The sequence below is a fragment of the Corynebacterium sp. J010B-136 genome (assembly GCF_002967075.1).
GTDB lineage: Bacteria > Actinomycetota > Actinomycetes > Mycobacteriales > Mycobacteriaceae > Corynebacterium.
Genome location: NZ_PUGE01000006.1, coordinates 162,437 through 178,207, shown reverse-complemented (window position 1 = coordinate 178,207; position 15,771 = coordinate 162,437). Strand labels below are relative to the sequence as shown.

Annotated in this window: 14 protein-coding genes and 1 other RNA gene; 2 read left to right on the top strand and 13 right to left on the bottom strand. The window is 53.8% G+C overall.

Features of this window, described 5'->3' with window-relative positions:
* Positions 1-400 precede the first annotated feature (400 nt).
* From C5Y44_RS10745 to prfB, 12 genes are all read right to left on the bottom strand, one after another.
* Positions 401-1,156 (bottom strand): ABC transporter ATP-binding protein, encoded by a 756-nt coding sequence (locus C5Y44_RS10745; protein WP_105324926.1) that lies wholly within the window; start codon positions 1,154-1,156, stop codon positions 401-403.
* Positions 1,153-2,202 (bottom strand): iron chelate uptake ABC transporter family permease subunit, encoded by a 1,050-nt coding sequence (locus C5Y44_RS10740; RefSeq protein WP_105324925.1) that lies wholly within the window; start codon positions 2,200-2,202, stop codon positions 1,153-1,155. Before C5Y44_RS10740 ends, C5Y44_RS10745 begins: the two co-directional genes overlap by 4 nt.
* Positions 2,192-3,223, bottom strand: coding sequence for an ABC transporter permease (locus tag C5Y44_RS10735; protein WP_199186036.1), 1,032 nt, complete (start codon positions 3,221-3,223; stop codon positions 2,192-2,194). Before C5Y44_RS10735 ends, C5Y44_RS10740 begins: the two co-directional genes overlap by 11 nt.
* A 119-nt stretch (positions 3,224-3,342) precedes the next feature.
* On the bottom strand, positions 3,343-4,386 hold the full coding sequence (locus C5Y44_RS10730; RefSeq protein ID WP_105324924.1) for a siderophore ABC transporter substrate-binding protein: 1,044 nt from the start codon (positions 4,384-4,386) through the stop codon (positions 3,343-3,345).
* A gap of 291 nt (positions 4,387-4,677) precedes the next feature.
* Positions 4,678-6,081 (bottom strand): amidohydrolase, encoded by a 1,404-nt coding sequence (locus tag C5Y44_RS10725; RefSeq protein ID WP_105324923.1) that lies wholly within the window; start codon positions 6,079-6,081, stop codon positions 4,678-4,680.
* Between the two features lies 1 nt (position 6,082).
* The gene (locus C5Y44_RS10720; RefSeq protein ID WP_105324922.1) at positions 6,083-7,789 is read right to left on the bottom strand and encodes an AbgT family transporter; all 1,707 of its coding nucleotides are present in this window, start codon (positions 7,787-7,789) and stop codon (positions 6,083-6,085) included.
* Between the two features lie 252 nt (positions 7,790-8,041).
* Positions 8,042-8,401: a DUF488 domain-containing protein gene (locus C5Y44_RS10715; protein WP_105324921.1), complete on the bottom strand. Its 360-nt coding sequence runs from the start codon at positions 8,399-8,401 to the stop codon at positions 8,042-8,044.
* A gap of 432 nt (positions 8,402-8,833) precedes the next feature.
* Positions 8,834-9,214: a transfer-messenger RNA gene (ssrA, locus tag C5Y44_RS10710) on the bottom strand.
* Between the two features lie 133 nt (positions 9,215-9,347).
* Positions 9,348-9,857 carry an SsrA-binding protein SmpB gene (smpB, locus tag C5Y44_RS10705; protein WP_105324920.1) on the bottom strand — a complete coding sequence of 170 codons (510 nt, stop codon included), beginning with the start codon at positions 9,855-9,857 and terminating at the stop codon, positions 9,348-9,350.
* Between the two features lie 120 nt (positions 9,858-9,977).
* Positions 9,978-10,880 carry a permease-like cell division protein FtsX gene (gene ftsX, locus C5Y44_RS10700; RefSeq protein ID WP_105324919.1) on the bottom strand — a complete coding sequence of 301 codons (903 nt, stop codon included), beginning with the start codon at positions 10,878-10,880 and terminating at the stop codon, positions 9,978-9,980.
* 5 nt (positions 10,881-10,885) lie between these two features.
* Entirely contained in the window at positions 10,886-11,572 is a 687-nt protein-coding gene (gene ftsE, locus C5Y44_RS10695; protein ID WP_066795570.1) for a cell division ATP-binding protein FtsE, read from the bottom strand.
* Positions 11,573-11,656: 84 nt separating this feature from the next.
* Entirely contained in the window at positions 11,657-12,757 is a 1,101-nt protein-coding gene (prfB, locus tag C5Y44_RS10690; protein WP_105324918.1) for a peptide chain release factor 2, read from the bottom strand.
* A 70-nt stretch (positions 12,758-12,827) separates the two neighbouring features.
* Between prfB and C5Y44_RS10685 the strand changes: the two genes are divergently transcribed.
* Complete coding sequence (locus C5Y44_RS10685; RefSeq protein WP_105324917.1) at positions 12,828-13,661, top strand: inositol monophosphatase family protein; 834 nt, start codon at positions 12,828-12,830, stop codon at positions 13,659-13,661.
* Complete coding sequence (gene hisN / locus C5Y44_RS10680) at positions 13,654-14,436, top strand: histidinol-phosphatase (protein WP_105324916.1); 783 nt, start codon at positions 13,654-13,656, stop codon at positions 14,434-14,436. The genes C5Y44_RS10685 and hisN overlap by 8 nt, the downstream gene beginning before the upstream one ends.
* A gap of 108 nt (positions 14,437-14,544) precedes the next feature.
* Here the strand turns inward: hisN and C5Y44_RS10675 are convergent, their stop codons facing one another.
* Positions 14,545-15,723 carry a S1 family peptidase gene (locus C5Y44_RS10675; RefSeq protein ID WP_105324915.1) on the bottom strand — a complete coding sequence of 393 codons (1,179 nt, stop codon included), beginning with the start codon at positions 15,721-15,723 and terminating at the stop codon, positions 14,545-14,547.
* Positions 15,724-15,771: the final 48 nt, after the last annotated feature.

Here is a 15,771-nt window from a genome sequence, read left to right as displayed (position 1 = left end):
ATAATTCTCATCCACACAACACAGACAAAAATATAAAATCTAGTACATTGGTACACTATTGAGTTCTCAGACAACAATCGCACACTCGATTGGAGCTTTTTTAGCTTAGCCCCGCTCTTAAGCGGCTTTATTGAACTTACGCTTCCGATTTAACTTTGTCAAATCCTTGCTTGGAAGTTCTTGTTTGTTTCGCTTCGCGTTTACCTTGCGGCAACCTCTCGGCGACATCCATAAAGGTAGTTGATGTTGACCGATTAAGGCAAATCGGCCTTTCGCACTACTCCTTTTTCGCAGGTAAACAACCATTTCTGTTCTTGTGCAATCGATTGCTAGTTCATCGAAGAATGCACAATGCCCGCCACCATTGCGGTGACGGGCATTGAAAAGAATCTATTTCTAACTAGTGGTAGCAAGCCAGTAATCCACCAGGACCATCAATGACTTGAATCCGGGTATTGAAGATTGGCGTGAGGACTTCTTCGCGCATGATTTCTTCGGGCGTACCGAAGGCAACGATCTGCCCATCTTTAACCGCGCAGATGTATTCCGCGTAGCGCGCTGCGTAGTTGATATCGTGCAACACCACGATAATGGTGCGGCCAAGTTGTTTCGCTGCTTCCTTAAGGTGACGCATCATCTCCACGGAGTGTGCGATGTCTAGGTTATTGAGCGGCTCGTCGAGCATGACGTAGTCAGTCTCCTGGCACAGAACCATCGCAACATAAGCACGTTGACGCTGTCCACCAGAGAGCTGATCCAAGTAGCGGTCTTCTAATTCACCAAGGTGAAGGAAGTCGATGTACTTGGTGATGATCTCTTCGTCTTCATCGGTAAGCCGACCCTGTGAATATGGGAAACGTCCAAATCCTACGAGCTGGCGCACGGTGAGCTTAGTGATGAAGTGGTTTTCCTGACGCAGGATAGAGATAATCTTCGCCAAGTCCTTGGACTTGGACGTCGAGATATCCATGTCCGCAACCTGAATTTGGCCAGCGTCCATGCCAAGCAGGCGGCCAATCATGGTCAGCAGCGTGGATTTACCGGCACCATTAGGACCGACGAGTGCGGTGATACCGCCAGCTGGGATTTCGAGGTTGACAGGACCAATTTGAGTTTCTGATGAATACGCCTTTTTGACGTCAGTCAGAGTAATCACAGTCGTCCCTTTCTTAAGATGACGTACAGGAACACCGAACCACCGATGAGTTCAATGATGATTGTAACTACGCCTTGGGCGTAGAAAACATGCCTCATTATGAAGTATGCGCCGGTTAGTACCGTAAAGCCAGTGACAGCGGCCATCGGGAACAAGTAGCGGTGGTCATAGGTATCAGCGAATTGATAAGCCAAGGTCGCAACCAAGAAGCCAAGGAAGGTCATCGGCCCAACCAGTGCCGTGGTGGTTGCCATCAAGATGGACACCAAAACCAAGGTGTAGATCGCATTGGTTTTGTGATTAACACCCAAGCTAATTGCGGCATCACGTCCCAAAGACAAGACATTGAGGCGACGGGAGTTGAGATACATCAACACTGTTGCGCCGATAATCAACGGAATCGCGATTGGATAGTAGTCAGTATCAGCATTGGTCACTGAGCCGAAGAGACGAGCAGTGAGGATATCGAACTCACTTGGAGTCAGTAGTCGCTGCATAAAGGTGGAGATTGAGCCCAGTCCGCCACCGATGACGATGCCGACAAGCAACATCGCATGCATGTTTTGTGCACGGCCGGTCAACAGCCAGGAGTAAAGCAGCAGCGAGAGGAAGACCATCAAGATGAGCTGGACGATAAACATTTCCACTGTGCGCGCGTTGTTAAGACCAACGGCGCCGAAAAAGAAGATAGTGGACGTGTGAATCACTCGGTACAGCGATTCAAAACCCATAATCGATGGAGTCAGAATGCGGTTATTGGTCACCGTATGAAAAGCGACGGTGGCGACAGCCTGGCACACAGCAACCAGTCCCATCGCGATAACACCATCGAGACGGCGATTAGCGATAAGCCAGTAACCCTTGGAACCGAATTCCATCGGGTTTTCATAGGACAGGAGCCCAAAGGAAAACAGTACTGCCATGGCTGACATAACAATCAGCATGATCCAGTATTTGCGCGCTGCCTTGGCAGATTGGAAAGCACCGACGTGGCGAGTCTTTCCTGCGTTTGGTGCATCCACTGTGGATTTGAGTTTATTTGTCACGGGTCGACCTCACAATCAATCCGACGAATACGAATGCGCCGACGATGCCCAAAATGACAGACACAGGCATTTCAAATGGAGAGATGATTGTGCGGCCCAAAAGGTCACACACGGTAACGATGGCAATACCTAAGAGCAAGACCCATGGAAGGTTGGAACGCAGGTCGTCGCCTCGGAACATGCTGACGATATTCGGGACAATCAGGCCCAAAAACGGCAGTGCACCGACTACAACGGTCACAACGCCAGTTGCAATGGAGACCAACGCGGTGCCCAGCAGCAAGATTTGGTTGTAATTGAGCCCGATGTTGGTTGCGATGTCTTCGCCCAGGCCAGCTGCGGTGAGCTTGTCAGCGAAGATGAAGACCATAATGACGACAACGAGAACAACCCACAGCACTTCGTATTGCCCCTTGTAAACAGAGGTAAACGAACCCATGAACCAAATGCCCAGCTGCTGCAGAGCATCGTTGGACAACGCGACAAAAGATGAGACTGCACTAACCACAGCGCCAAGCATGATGCCGACGATGGGCACAACCATCGAGGAGCGCAAAGTAACGCGGCGCAAGAACAAGAAGAAGACCATTGTGCCGATGAAGGCGAATATAACGGCGACGATCATCTTCACCAAGACTGAAGATTGTGGAAACAGAATCAGGCAGGTCAAAAGCCCTAGGCCAGCCCACTCAGTAGTACCCGTGGTGGTGGGTTCGACGAAGCGGTTTTGGGTGAGCAGCTGCATAACCAGGCCACAAATAGCCATGGCGGCGCCAGATAGAACCAGCGCGATGGTGCGAGGAATGCGGGTAATACCGAACATCTCCCAGCCGAATTCGCTGCTCAAGATGCTGTATTCGCCAACTGACAGCGAAACGATCAGCAAGAGTGCTACACCCGCAGCAGCGAGCGTGAGCTTCCAATTCCACAGCTTGCCACGCGAGCGCCGTATCGGCGCCTTTAATTCAGGACTCGATGCCGGCGCATTAGTCGCGGGCGACGAGCTCACAGAATTTTCCATAATTTTTAACTTCTTCCAAACTAAAAACCGGTTGAGGCTCTTGGGTCTGTATTCCCAAAGGTCAACCGGTTTTCATCGCTTAGCATATTGCAACTTTATCCAAGCTACAAGAATGCTCCTTAGTTCTGAGCCTCAAAAGCGTCAGCGATGAGGTTGAGAATCTCGGTGTAGGTCACGATGTTCTCGTTGGTGTAGGTGTCAGTTGGAGCAATGACGATGTTGTCATCCTGGATTGCGGTGACGTTCTGCAGAGCAGCGCTGTCAGCAATCAGGTCAGATGCTGGAGAGTAATCTGGCTCGTCGGAAGAAACAGCTGCGTCGCGGTCCAGAACCAACAGGAAGTCAGGGTTGGACTCTGCAATTGCCTCTACGGAGATGTCATCACCTTCGTGGTTGGAAGAACCATCTTCAACTTCGAGAGATGGGGTGAAACCGATCAGGTCAAACAGTGGACCCCAGGTACGGCCAACGGAAGGTGCGATGTAGTTGATCTCGCCACCGGAGGTGTTAACCGCCATGACGGTCTTTTCTGGATCGTATGCTTCCTTCGCACGCTCCAGAGCCTCGTTGAAGTCATCGATAGCAGCCTGTGCTTCATCCTCGTGGCCGAAGATCTTGCCCAGGGACTCAGTCAGACGGATAAGTTCTGCATCTAGTGGCTCACCATCACGTGGGGTGAAGTCAACCAGGGTTGCATCCGGAGCAAGTTCCTCAAGATCCTCACCGTGCTGGGAGAAACGCTGGCCGTTCCAGATCAGGTCCGGAGCCGCTGCAACAATTTTCTCTAGGTCTGGCTCACGGTGGCTACCGAGGTCAAACTCGATGGTGTCTTCGTTGTACTTATCAGACAGGGTGTCTGGAATCAGACCGATTGGAGCTGCTGCGAGTTCAACATCCCAGTCGTGGAGAAGCTCGAACGCACGGTTGTCAGTGACCACTGGGTTCTCAACTGGCAAAGAAATGGTCTTTTCACCGAAGTTGTCTTCAATAACCAGTTCACCTTCGCCGGCCGCTGCTTCATCGGTTGAGTCTTCAGATGCAGAGGAGTCAGAAGCGGTGGTTTCTGCAGCAGAATCAGCGGAGTCAGACTCAGAGTTGGAGCAGGACGCCAACACGAGGGACGCAGCTGCGACAGAAGCCACAAGGGCGTGACGAATCTTCATGGTTATAGGTAAACCTTTCTCAGTAAAATATCCACTTTGAGCATTAAGGGAGTTAGTAGAAAACACTTAACTTCCCCCAAGCTCTGACAAGGCTAACCTAACTGAGGAAAGGTTTATCTACAAGCCCTATTTTTAAAACCGGGGGTAAGAATACCCATCAGAAGTTGCACCCCTTTGCAAGCATTAGTCGTTGTTGTTAGCAAAAGCGCAGGGCACAAGACCTTTCCCGGCAAGTGGAACAACATCCAAGTGTGCCATTCCGTGAGGTAAGACACACCCTGGATGTCGAATTTATTTCAGCAAGTCCGCCACTGCCACTTGCCCACCCGCGCGCTCAAATTCGGTTTTAGCGGCGTCCAGCAAGGTGGCATCGGCAAGCAAATCTAGCGTGACCTGAGCCAACCCGGCCGCGGAGTCAACTGCTGCTTGCTTGGCTGCGGGCGTATTAGCCCACGTGGCAAATGCTTCGGTGTGCAAAGCAACATCTTCCGGTGACACCTTGACCATCGGGTGAATACCGGGGATCTGCTGGGAGACATTGCCAAAATCCGTGGATGCCGCGAGGGTGTCTGGCACCGTACCTTCGGGCAGCGCTACCCTGCCGCGCTGTGCTTGAGTGTGCGACCAGCGCGCGGCCATAGCTTTGTTATTGCGCACCGGTAAGGACATGGGGTGCGGGTCCCACTCGATCTCAAACCCACAACCCGCCATGAGTGCTGCTCCCTCAACGATTTCATTGACACGCTGGGAGATATCCATCAACGTGTCCACGCCTAAAGAGCGAACATATAATTCGAGGGTGGATTCCGCCGGGATGATCGACGGCCGGTGCCCACCGTGAGTGATGATCGCATGCAACCTATCACTCGGCGGCATCTGCTGCCGGAAAAGGCCCAGGCCCTGGTACACCAACGATGCCGCGTCGAGAGCATTTTTTCCCATATAGGGCTGGGAGCTGGCATGCGCCGCTACCCCATGGAACCGCACCGTAGCAGAACGACGACCCACCCACGCGTGTGAGGCAATGTCATAGCCAAAGCCGTGGATCATCACCGCGGCATCAATGCCCTCCAAGCTGCCGCCGCGGATCATGTACTCCTTGCCGGTATGTCCTTCTTCCGCCGGGGTTCCCTGCAGAACAATCCTGCCCTCAATTCCCTGCGCTGCCTGCGAAGAAAGTACCTGTGCCGCTGCCAGGTACGCACCCACGCCGGAAGCGGCAATGACATTGTGCCCGCATGCATGACCAATTTCTGGTAGCGCATCATATTCCGCCATAATCACGATGCTCGGATGTATCTCAGCATCGAAGCCGGGAGTCTGCACCGAAGATTCGAAGGCTGTGCTGACACCGTATACGCCAAGTTCAACATCGTGCCCATGATCTTCGAGCACCTTGGCAAGCACTTGTTGCGAACGCACTTCCTCAAAAGCCAGCTCCGGGTGTGCGTGCAGATCCTCGACGATGAAATCAAGCTCTGCCTGGATGCTCGCGACATGGCTATCCACTGCCGCCCACAGCTCGTGTTGCTGCGGATAGGCATCGAGGCGAAATTCTTGCTCGCCTTGCGCTTTTTGCGCCGCAGCCACGCGAGCCTCAATCAAATCCGAAGTGGCATCCAAGAAGGCCGTCGACGGCACTTGTGGTTGTCGGAGATCCGAATTATCTAAATGACCAGAATTATCAGTACACATATTAGCTACCGATCATAATGCCATTACCAGGTCCAAGTGGCAGGTCAACGAAGTACCACAGTCCCAGCAGCGCGGCCCACGCTACCCAGAATGGAATAACGAAAGGAATCAGACGCGCCATCAAGGTACCGATTCCGGCACGTGGTTCATAGCGCTGCAACAGGCCCAGCATCACAATCAGGTACGGGTTCAGCGGGGTAATAATCTGGGTTGCAGAGTCACCCACGCGGAATGCTGCCTGAATGAAGGCTGGCTCGTAGCCCAGCAAAGCAAACATCGGAACGAATACCGCTGCCATCAAAGTCCACATGGAAGAACCGGAAATAATCAGCAGGTTCAGCAGTGATGCTAGGACACAGAACGCTAGGATTGCTGGGAAGCCGGTCAGGCCGATCTGCTCGAGGAATGCTGCGCCCTTCACCGCGGTGTAGGTACCAATGCCGGTCCAGGAGAACAGCGCGATGAACTGGCCCAAGATGAACGCCAGCACCAAAAAGCCCATCATGGAGGCCAGAGATTGGCCCATCATGTCCACAACATCTTTCATATTGCGGATGGTCTTGACCACGTAGCCATAAACCAATCCCATGACGATGAAGTACGCGAAGATAATAAAGACGATGGAGCTAAGCAATGGTGAGGACGGCAAGAAACCGCCTTCTTCATTGCGCCATGGGGAGCCTGGCACCAAGACGGCTGCCAGAATAATCGCAGTCAAAATGACAATGGAGATAACCGACCAGACCAGGCCGCGGGATTCTTCGGCAGACAGTTCAGCGGAGAGTTCGTTACCCTCGGCATCGCGGTCGCCGCGTTCCTCGGCTTCTTCTGGGTCAATGTCCTCTTCAGTCGGGACATCTTGGCGCCACATGCGCGGTTCCAGCACCTTATCGATGAGCCAACCGGCAATCAGGCCGAGCACAATCGAGGAAGCGATGTTGAAGAAGTAGTTAGACACTGCCGTGACTTCTTGGAAGTCAAAGTCCGGCAAGGTCTCCATCACCGCGGTAGAAATACCAGCAAACAAAGCATCCAATGAGGTTGGCACCAGTGCCGTGGAATAGCCCGCACCAACCGCTGCGAAACCTCCCAACAGACCCGCTACCGGGTGACGGTTAGCGGCTTTAAACACCATCGCTGCCAGGGGCGGGATGACCACGAAGGCGGCGTCGCCCATCACGGAGCCGGTAACACCAATAACACCAACGGCATAAGGCAAGACGGCAGGCCGTGCGGAGCCAAAGAGCTTGCGAATCAGCGCTGAGAGCATGCCGGAGCGCTCCGCGATACCCACACCCAACAGAATGGGCAGCACGGTAACCAGCGGCGGGAAGCCGAGGTAGTTCTCACCCATCGTGGTGGTCAGCCACGTCATTCCCTCACCAGTAAACAGGCCGTGAATCTCCTGCACTTCATCGCTGCCTGGCACCTGGAAGGTGATGTTTTGCCACGCAAAGATGGTGGACAAGATACCTGTTAGCAGGAATAACCCAAGGAAGATAGTAAATGGTTCGGGCAGCTTATTGCCTAGGTATTCAATACCGTTTAAGAATTTATCCAGCCACTTGGTACCAGTCGACTGGTTGTCTTGGTACGGGTCATGCTCGCTTGTCGGTGTCTTCACAGACGAACTGGATTCCCCGACGTTCTCAGTTGCTCCTGAGTTTTCTAGATCGTCATGGGGTGCATGCTTTTTATCATCGTCCATGGCGCTCTCCTTTAGTCCAGTTAGGCGTCACATTTTTTGCAACAGCGTATCCAGCCAAACTAATGAGACTTAAACCACGTCGCAACCGATATGTGGGGCGCGGTACCAATTTGTTACCAATGCCCTCCCCCGCATCTAGCCCCTATTAATGCATGAAAACCCCTATTAACGACGATATTTAGCTAATTTTGCGAAAAACAGCTGCGTATCGCGTTTGCCCCCGATTTATTCACCCCGTGAAGCAGATTCTAGTCAGCTCTCCAGCCATTCTTTCAGCACTACCGCGTGATTAATATCGTGGTCTTTGGCCGCGTACATCAGCGAGACATCACCGTCATCAACCATCTCCTGCAACGTGGCCAGGTCTTCATTGCCACTGGAATCTGCCTCGGTCAGCTCCGCCTTATAGCGCTTGGAAAATTCTTTGAATTTCTCCTCATCATGGTCGAACCACTTGCGCAGATCCGGCGACGGCGCCACTTCTTTGAGCCAATGACCCGGCAGGTCTTCTTTCTTCACCCCGCGTGGCCACAGCCTATCCACCAAGACCTTCTTGCCAGGAGCCGTCTCTTTCCCAGAGACATAATCATGGACTTTAACCGTCTTAATCATTTTAAGCAGCACCCTTCTTCGAAAATCGCCGAACCGAAACTACATATCCAAGCCTACGCTGCTAGCTTCTTCTGACTTATGGAACGATGGATGTGCAACCAATCAATATTCGCCCGTCCCGCGGCTCGGAGGAATTTCCACTTCTCGTAGCAGTTTTCTTCCCCGTTGCTGACAACGATGCTTCTCAACCATGTCGTCGCCGGCAAGAGCGGGACAGAGGCCGATGTCAACGAGCACAGTACCCAGGCAGTGAATTTCTATCACGGTCGAGGTTTCCAGACCGCCAGCCGCAGTGAAACCGACGAGACTTCCTCTCCCCTACCCGTTATTGCATTTTGATCTCTAGAAAAGCCAACTGGGTCTGAGTATTGCAGGGCAGAGGGCGAAAACGAGAAGTAGCCCCAGCTCAAACATTGTTGAGCTGGGGCTACGGAGTGGAGTTGCCGGGACTTGAACCCGGGTCCTCCGTCATCTTGCCAGGGCTTCTCCGTGCGCAGTTCGCGCAGGATCTCTACTCGGCTCTCCGGCTCGGACGAACACGTTCCGGATGATGAGCCCAGTCGCCAGTAGAAGTCCCATCTGGCCCTGTCGACCCAGCCAGACGGCAAGTTCCCTAGTCGATGCCAGGTTCTAGGTCAGGAACATAACCTAGGCTGACAGACACGCGTCGCTGTAATTAGGCAGCGAGGGCGTAGTCACGCTGAGAGTTCTTCTCTGCGTTTATTGGTTGCTACGACGCTTAACGGTGGTCTCTAGCCTGCACCGGCACGCTTCCCCTGGCTCAATGAGCGAAGTCGAAACCAAATCAACCCCATTGTTGTAGGCGGGATGTGCATCTTCCTACAGTCTTTACAACACTACAGCAGTAATATTCATTCCCACAAGCTTGCGGCTCAAGCAAAGCTCTCGCCCGCAAGCCTGTTTTCGGCTTTCGCCGGCGAAGCACTTAAGCGTTGATGCCCTTGATACGCCGGCCAAGCTCACGCGTGATGTCACGGTCTTGGTCGCGGCGCTTGATGTCTTCGCGCTTGTCGTAGTCTTGTTTACCTTGGGCAAGACCCAGTTCGAGCTTTGCATAACCGTTGCGTAGGTAAACCCGCAGCGGAATCAGCGTCTTGTTGCCGTCACGGACTTGGCCCATGATTTTGTCGATTTCACGACGGTGCAACAACAGCTTCCGGGTGCGCTTGGGCGAATGGTTTGTCCACGAGCCCATGGAGTACTCCGGAATATGCAGATTACGCAGGAAAACCTCACCGTTATCTACGGTTGCGAAAGCATCGGTTAGAGAAATCTTGCCTTCACGTAGTGATTTAATCTCCGTGCCCAGCAAGACAATGCCACACTCGAATTCCTCGAGAATTTTATAGTCATGGCGGGCACGCCGATTAGTCGCCAACGTTTGAGTACCGTCAGCGCCTACCGCATTCTTTTTCTTCTTGCCCTTTTTAGCCATAACAGTTAACCCTACCTGCACTAAGGGCTGCTATTCAAGAAAAGAACGGACAGCTTAAAGCTTGTCCGTTCTTTCGTCTTTTCTTTGGCGCTGGCGATTAGCAGCGCGAAGCCAGCCACACTATTTGCGCACGTAGGCCCGCAAAGTAACCGAGGCCGTAATCGCCGCAGCCAAAATAGCGGCAATGCCAACTAGTGGCCACGAGACCCAAATATCAGAGGTTTGAATCGGCGCCAGCAGCTGGGATTGGTACAGGGATGCAAGCGAAGAATCCACGATTGTGGACTTCGCGGCGAAAACCCCAAGTCCGGCCAGAACCACACCGATAAACGATGCCACCACCGCTTCCAATACGAATGGCGCCTGTGTGATCCAGCGGGAAGCACCCACCATGCGCATAATGCCAATTTCCGTGGAACGGTTATAGGCGGCGATCTGCACCATGTTCGCAATCAAGAAGATGGCAGCAACCGCTTGCACAAAAGCCAGCAAGAAGGTGGCATTTCGAATCGAGTTGAGGTTATTCGTCGCCGAACGCACTTCCTCGACCTGGTCAACGATGGTGTCCACCTGCGGTAGGTCACGCACTGCATCAACCGGCGCGGTATCGGTTGGGTTAACCAGTCGCACGTGCAGCGCAGCTGGCAATGCATCAGGAGAAGTTTCTTCTACCAGCACCGGGTCGGTATCTCGGAATACTTCGACAAAGCGCTGATAAGAGTCCTCACGAGAGCGATAGGTTACGGTCTCTACCCCGTCATCAGCTTCCAAAATGTCTTTAACCTCTGCACACGCAGCGGAAGAACAGTCCTGGTCAGTGTTGGAGATTTCTTCATCTAACTGAATCATCACCTCGACGCGCTCTAGATAAATCTCTTGGGTCTCGCGCGCCATATTCGACACCAAGACACCGGCAACCACCAGCGCGACAGAAATCGCGGTGGTAATCACCAGCGCGATGGTCATGGTCAGGTTGCGGCCCAGGCCTTTGAAAGCTTCACGGAGAACAAATTTAATCTGCATTGTTTTTAAGCCTCTCCGTATTCCGCGTTGTGCTCATCGCGCACCAGGTTGCCATTGCTCAGCTCAATAACTCGCTGACGTGCATCGTTAACGGCACGCGCATTGTGCGTGGACATCACCACGGTAGTGCCGTGGCGGTTGATTTGATTGAGCAAGGTCAAAATTTCATCAGCGGTGCCAGGGTCCAGGTTGCCGGTGGGCTCATCGGCAAGCAGCAACTTCGGGCGGTTCACAAAAGCTCGCGCCACAGCAACGCGCTGCTGCTCACCACCGGATAGTTCAGCCGGCATGCGGTGGGCTTTCGTACCCAGACCCACCATGTCAAGTACCTCAGGCACTTGCTTTTCGATGCGACTTTTCTTCTTCCCAATCACTTCCAACGCGAAAGCCACGTTGGAGTACACATCGAGCTTGGGCAGCAGGCGGAAATCCTGGAAGACATAGCCAATGGATTGGCGCAGCTTATTGATTTCTGTGCCTTTGAGCTGGTTGACGTGGAAGTCATTGAAGTAAATATCGCCGGCTGTAAGGTTTGTCTCACGCACCATCAGCTGCAAGAACGTGGATTTACCAGAACCAGACGGGCCAATGAGGAAGACAAATTCGCCGTCTTCGATCTTAAAAGACACATCATTTAAGGCCGGCCTGGTGGAGGTGGAATAAACCTTGGTTACATTCTCGAACGTGATCACAGGTGCAACACTAGCAACATTAGATGCGTACGAAAACTAAAATACAGGTTTATTCAGTATTTACAGCCCGTGCCCATCTGCCTTTCAGGCTTCGCGCATCTCTGCCATGCGCCAGCGAATGCCTGCTTCGAGGAAGCCATCAATATCGCCGTCGAGTACCTTCGATGGATCGCCCACTTCATGGTTAGTGCGCAGGTCCTTGACCATTTGGTACGGATGCAGGACATAAGAGCGCATCTGATTACCCCACGATGCATTACCGCCGGCACCCAGTGCATCCATTTCGGCGCGCTCTTCTTGGCGCTTGCGCTCTAACAGTTTCGCCTGCAGCACGCGCATCGCAGATGCCTTGTTTTGAATCTGCGATTTCTCATTTTGACAGGTCACCACAATGCCCGTGGGCACGTGCGTTAAACGCACTGCTGAGTCCGTGGTGTTGACGGACTGCCCACCAGGACCTGAAGAGCGGTAGACATCCACGCGGACTTCCGCATCGGGGATCTCAATAGAGTCGGTTTGCTCCACCACTGGCAGGACCTCGACCTCGGCAAAGGAAGTCTGACGGCGGTTTTGATTATCAAAGGGCGACAAGCGCACCAAGCGGTGCGCGCCTTGTTCTACGGACAACGTGCCGTACATATATTCACCGTGGACTACAAAAGTCGCCGACTTGATGCCAGCTTCTTCGGCATAAGAAATGTCATAGACATCGACCTTGTGTCCGTGCTTATCAGCCCAGCGGGTGTACATGCGCATGAGCATCTCCGCCCAGTCCGCCGCATCCACACCACCGGCACCAGAGCGGATATTAATCACTGCCTCACGCTGGTCATATTCACCAGAAAGCATGGTGGTTACTTCCAAAGATTCGATGGCATCGCGCAGGTCGGCAAGCTCTTCATCGACAAGCGATGCATCGCCTTCTTCTTCCGCGAGCTCATACATCACGGGCAGATCATCCAAGCGCTGGCGCAACGACGACAGCTTCTTGAGCTTGCCCTGGGTCGAGGACAGCTCCGAGGTAACTTTCTGCGCATGGTTTGGGTCATCCCACAGTGACGGATCACCGGCCTGAGCTTCCAGCTCACGCGCCCTTTCTTCCAAGGCACGCGGATCCATGACCTTTTCAATAGTGGTCAAGGTGGCAGAAAGATCATCAATCGCTGCAGAAATATCCGGTTGCATGGCACTAGAGTCTACCGCGCGGAAGCATTTCAATTCGCAATCACCTGATAAAGCGACAACAATAGCTTCTATGACTGAATCAGCTCAGCCCACTTTTGAAGAGATGCTCGCAGCTATCACCAAGACTTTCATCGTCGCGCACGTCGATGACACCGACGCCCACCTAGCGCAGGCTTTGGTGTACAACGCCGGGCGTTTGGCGTGGCGCATGCGTGAACAGGGCATTTCCACCGAGCAAAAGACATCCGTGTCCGATGTCGTGACCGAAGCAGACCGCGCGGCCGAAAAATTCGTCGCCGGCGTGCTCGAAGCCATCCGCGCTGACGACGGCATCGTTGGCGAAGAAGGTGCGCAGCGGGAGTCCAAGTCAGGCCGCACCTGGGTTATCGATCCTGTTGATGGCACCTATAACTTCACCAACGGTTCAGATTATTGGTGTTCAGCACTAGCGCTGAGCGATGCGTCCGGCACCGTGCTGGGCGCAGTCCACCGCCCCGCGATGGGATATACCTGGTTCGGCGGCCGTGATTACCCGACCTCACGCGATGGCAAGGAAGTAGCAGCGCTTACCGATGCCCCCGCATCGCAGCTGTGTCTCGCTACCTACCTGCACCCACGCTTTATGGCAGATGAGGCACTGTGCGGCGCCTGGCAAAAGGTAGCGCAGAATTTTGCCTCCGTGCGGATGTTGGGCGCAGGCTCCGTGGATCTATCTACCGTTGCTGATGGCTCCATGGGGGCATGGATGCAGCACTCTGTACCAGACTGGGATTGGCTACCTGGCCAGGCATTAGTACACGCTGCCGGGGGTGCAACTTCCAAAGTTGAAGCAGGTGGAGTTGAATGGTGTATCGCTGGAAACCAGCAAGTTGTATCTGAAATGGAGAACTTCCTTCGTGGGTAAGTACAAAGAAGACCTCGGATTGGCACTCGAGTTAGCAGGCCACGCCGATGTTGTGACCATGCACCGCTTTGAAGCAGCGGATCTATCGGTGAAAGCAAAGCCCGATATGACCCCAGTTTCCGATGCCGACCTAGCGTGTGAGAAGAAACTGCGCGCCGAGCTAAAAAAGGCCCGTCCGCAGGATGAAGTCCTAGGCGAAGAATTCGGTGGCGAGCCGGTCACCTCTGGTCGCCAGTGGGTCATCGACCCCATTGATGGCACCAAGAACTACGTCCGCGGCGTTCCTGTCTGGGCAACGTTGATTTCGCTGTTGGAAAATGGCGAACCGGTAGTCTCCGTTGTGTCGGCGCCGGCGTTGCGCAGGCGCTGGTATGCATCGAAAGGCGCTGGCGCTTTCCGCGTGTGGTGCGGCGAACCTAAGCAATTGAAGGTCTCCCAAGTATCCAAGCTTGCCGATGCCTCCGTTGCCTTCTCCTCCCTTGAAGGCTGGTCCGAGCGCAACCTGCTGCAAAACTTCATCGATCTATCCGAATCCACCTGGCGCCTGCGCGGCTACGGCGATTTCTGGAACTACTGCCTCGTCGCTGAAGGCGCAGTCGACATCGGCGCTGAACCAGAAGTCTCCCTCTGGGACCTAGCTGCCCCCTCCTTGTTGGTTACCGAAGCCGGCGGCACCTTTACCAACCTCGAAGGCAAAGAAGGCCCCGCTGGTGGTTCGGCCATCGCCACCAACGGCCTGCTGCACTCGAAAGTGCTCGACAAACTCTCCAAATAGGGTTAATCCTGACGGATTAACCCAAGAGCTGGATTAACCCGAGACAATAGAAAAGCAGTCCTCGAAGTTTTCCGCTTCAAGGACTGCTTTTGTTATGAGCAGGTAGTGCTAGGCCAACTTAAAGCCTGCGCCTACTCCACCGCGACGGTTCATGTCTGCGATAACAACATTCGAGTCAGAAACCACGGTTGGCACATGCAGCGCACCCTGCAGCGGGGTGATGCAGGAGGAGCCCATATTTCCTGGGCGGTAGCCGCCGGAGATAGCTCCCACAATCTGGCCATTGCGGAAGACTGGCGCGCCAGAGTCGCCGACAGTCGCGCAGACCTGGTTGAGCTGGATATTCTCACTCTTCATCAAGGTCATACCGCAAGTGGTACCGGTGGCCACGCCGCGCTTGCACACGACATCGCCCGGCTGCACGTTGCCACCGACCCCGCGTGCGGTCACGCCGTTGTAGGAGTTGGTGACTTCAGCGTCCGAACCAAATTCGATAACGGAATAATCCAAAGCTGCATTCTTCGAGACCACGGTGCCGGTTGGGCCGACCTGCCAGGAATCAGCCGAAGCAACCGAGTCGCCTACTTCCGCGCAGTGGCCAGCAGTGACGCCGACCTTGCGGTTTTCTGCATCGGTACCAGCCATCGTCAAAGTACACATGGTCTGGTCATTAATGTAGATAGGCGTGCCCGGACCGTACAAAGACTTTCCTTGGGTCATGGCTTGATTGGATTCTTCTGGCACGCGCGGTGCATCAAAGAAAGAACCCGGTGCGCGGTGCAAGACGAAGTCTTCAAAAGGCTTGCCAGCGGCTACCTTAGAAAACAGGTCATTGCGCCATACATAGTTCGGATCAACCTGTACTGGCTTAAATTCTGGCTGCGTTAATTCCTGCAAACCAATCGGATTCGGGTTAGTAAGCGCCTGCGCCTGGTCATAGGCCTGGGTCGCAAACTCCTCTACCTCGCCCGCTACAGGAGATTCCGCCACATCCGGAGTCTCCGGCACCGTCGGAACCTGTGGCGTTTCCGGTTGAGGCAACGCCGGCGTATTGTGCGGCACTACCTTCTGCAGCGCGTCATCGACGGCGTCAGTAACTTGGCTATCTACCTGCGGAGTCTGCACTCCTACAGATGACAGCTCACCACGGACGTGCTCTACAAATCCAGCCGAATCAATGACCGGGTTTGGAAGTTCAGCAGCGCCCGCGGCTGGGGCTCCAATAAAAAAGGCACCCGCAAAGGCCGAGCCCACTAAGACTCTTTTTAGGTGCGGCATCCAGCGCATAAGCTTATTGCCTCATTTCCACATCTCACATCAGTATTCCCCTAGTGC

What these genes read in the sequence shown, in the direction of transcription:
- C5Y44_RS10735 (WP_199186036.1), bottom strand. Translation starts at nt 3,223, where the DNA reads ATGGAAAATTCTGTGAGCTCGTCGCCCGCGACTAATGCGCCGGCATCG.
- C5Y44_RS10730 (WP_105324924.1), bottom strand. Translation starts at nt 4,386, where the DNA reads ATGAAGATTCGTCACGCCCTTGTGGCTTCTGTCGCAGCTGCGTCCCTC.
- C5Y44_RS10725 (WP_105324923.1), bottom strand. Translation starts at nt 6,081, where the DNA reads ATGTGTACTGATAATTCTGGTCATTTAGATAATTCGGATCTCCGACAA.
- C5Y44_RS10720 (WP_105324922.1), bottom strand. Translation starts at nt 7,789, where the DNA reads ATGGACGATGATAAAAAGCATGCACCCCATGACGATCTAGAAAACTCA.
- C5Y44_RS10715 (WP_105324921.1), bottom strand. Translation starts at nt 8,401, where the DNA reads ATGATTAAGACGGTTAAAGTCCATGATTATGTCTCTGGGAAAGAGACG.
- smpB (WP_105324920.1), bottom strand. Translation starts at nt 9,857, where the DNA reads ATGGCTAAAAAGGGCAAGAAGAAAAAGAATGCGGTAGGCGCTGACGGT.
- ftsX (WP_105324919.1), bottom strand. Translation starts at nt 10,880, where the DNA reads ATGCAGATTAAATTTGTTCTCCGTGAAGCTTTCAAAGGCCTGGGCCGC.
- prfB (WP_105324918.1), bottom strand. Translation starts at nt 12,757, where the DNA reads ATGCAACCGGATATTTCTGCAGCGATTGATGATCTTTCTGCCACCTTG.
- C5Y44_RS10685 (WP_105324917.1), top strand. Translation starts at nt 12,828, where the DNA reads ATGACTGAATCAGCTCAGCCCACTTTTGAAGAGATGCTCGCAGCTATC.
- C5Y44_RS10675 (WP_105324915.1), bottom strand. Translation starts at nt 15,723, where the DNA reads ATGCGCTGGATGCCGCACCTAAAAAGAGTCTTAGTGGGCTCGGCCTTT.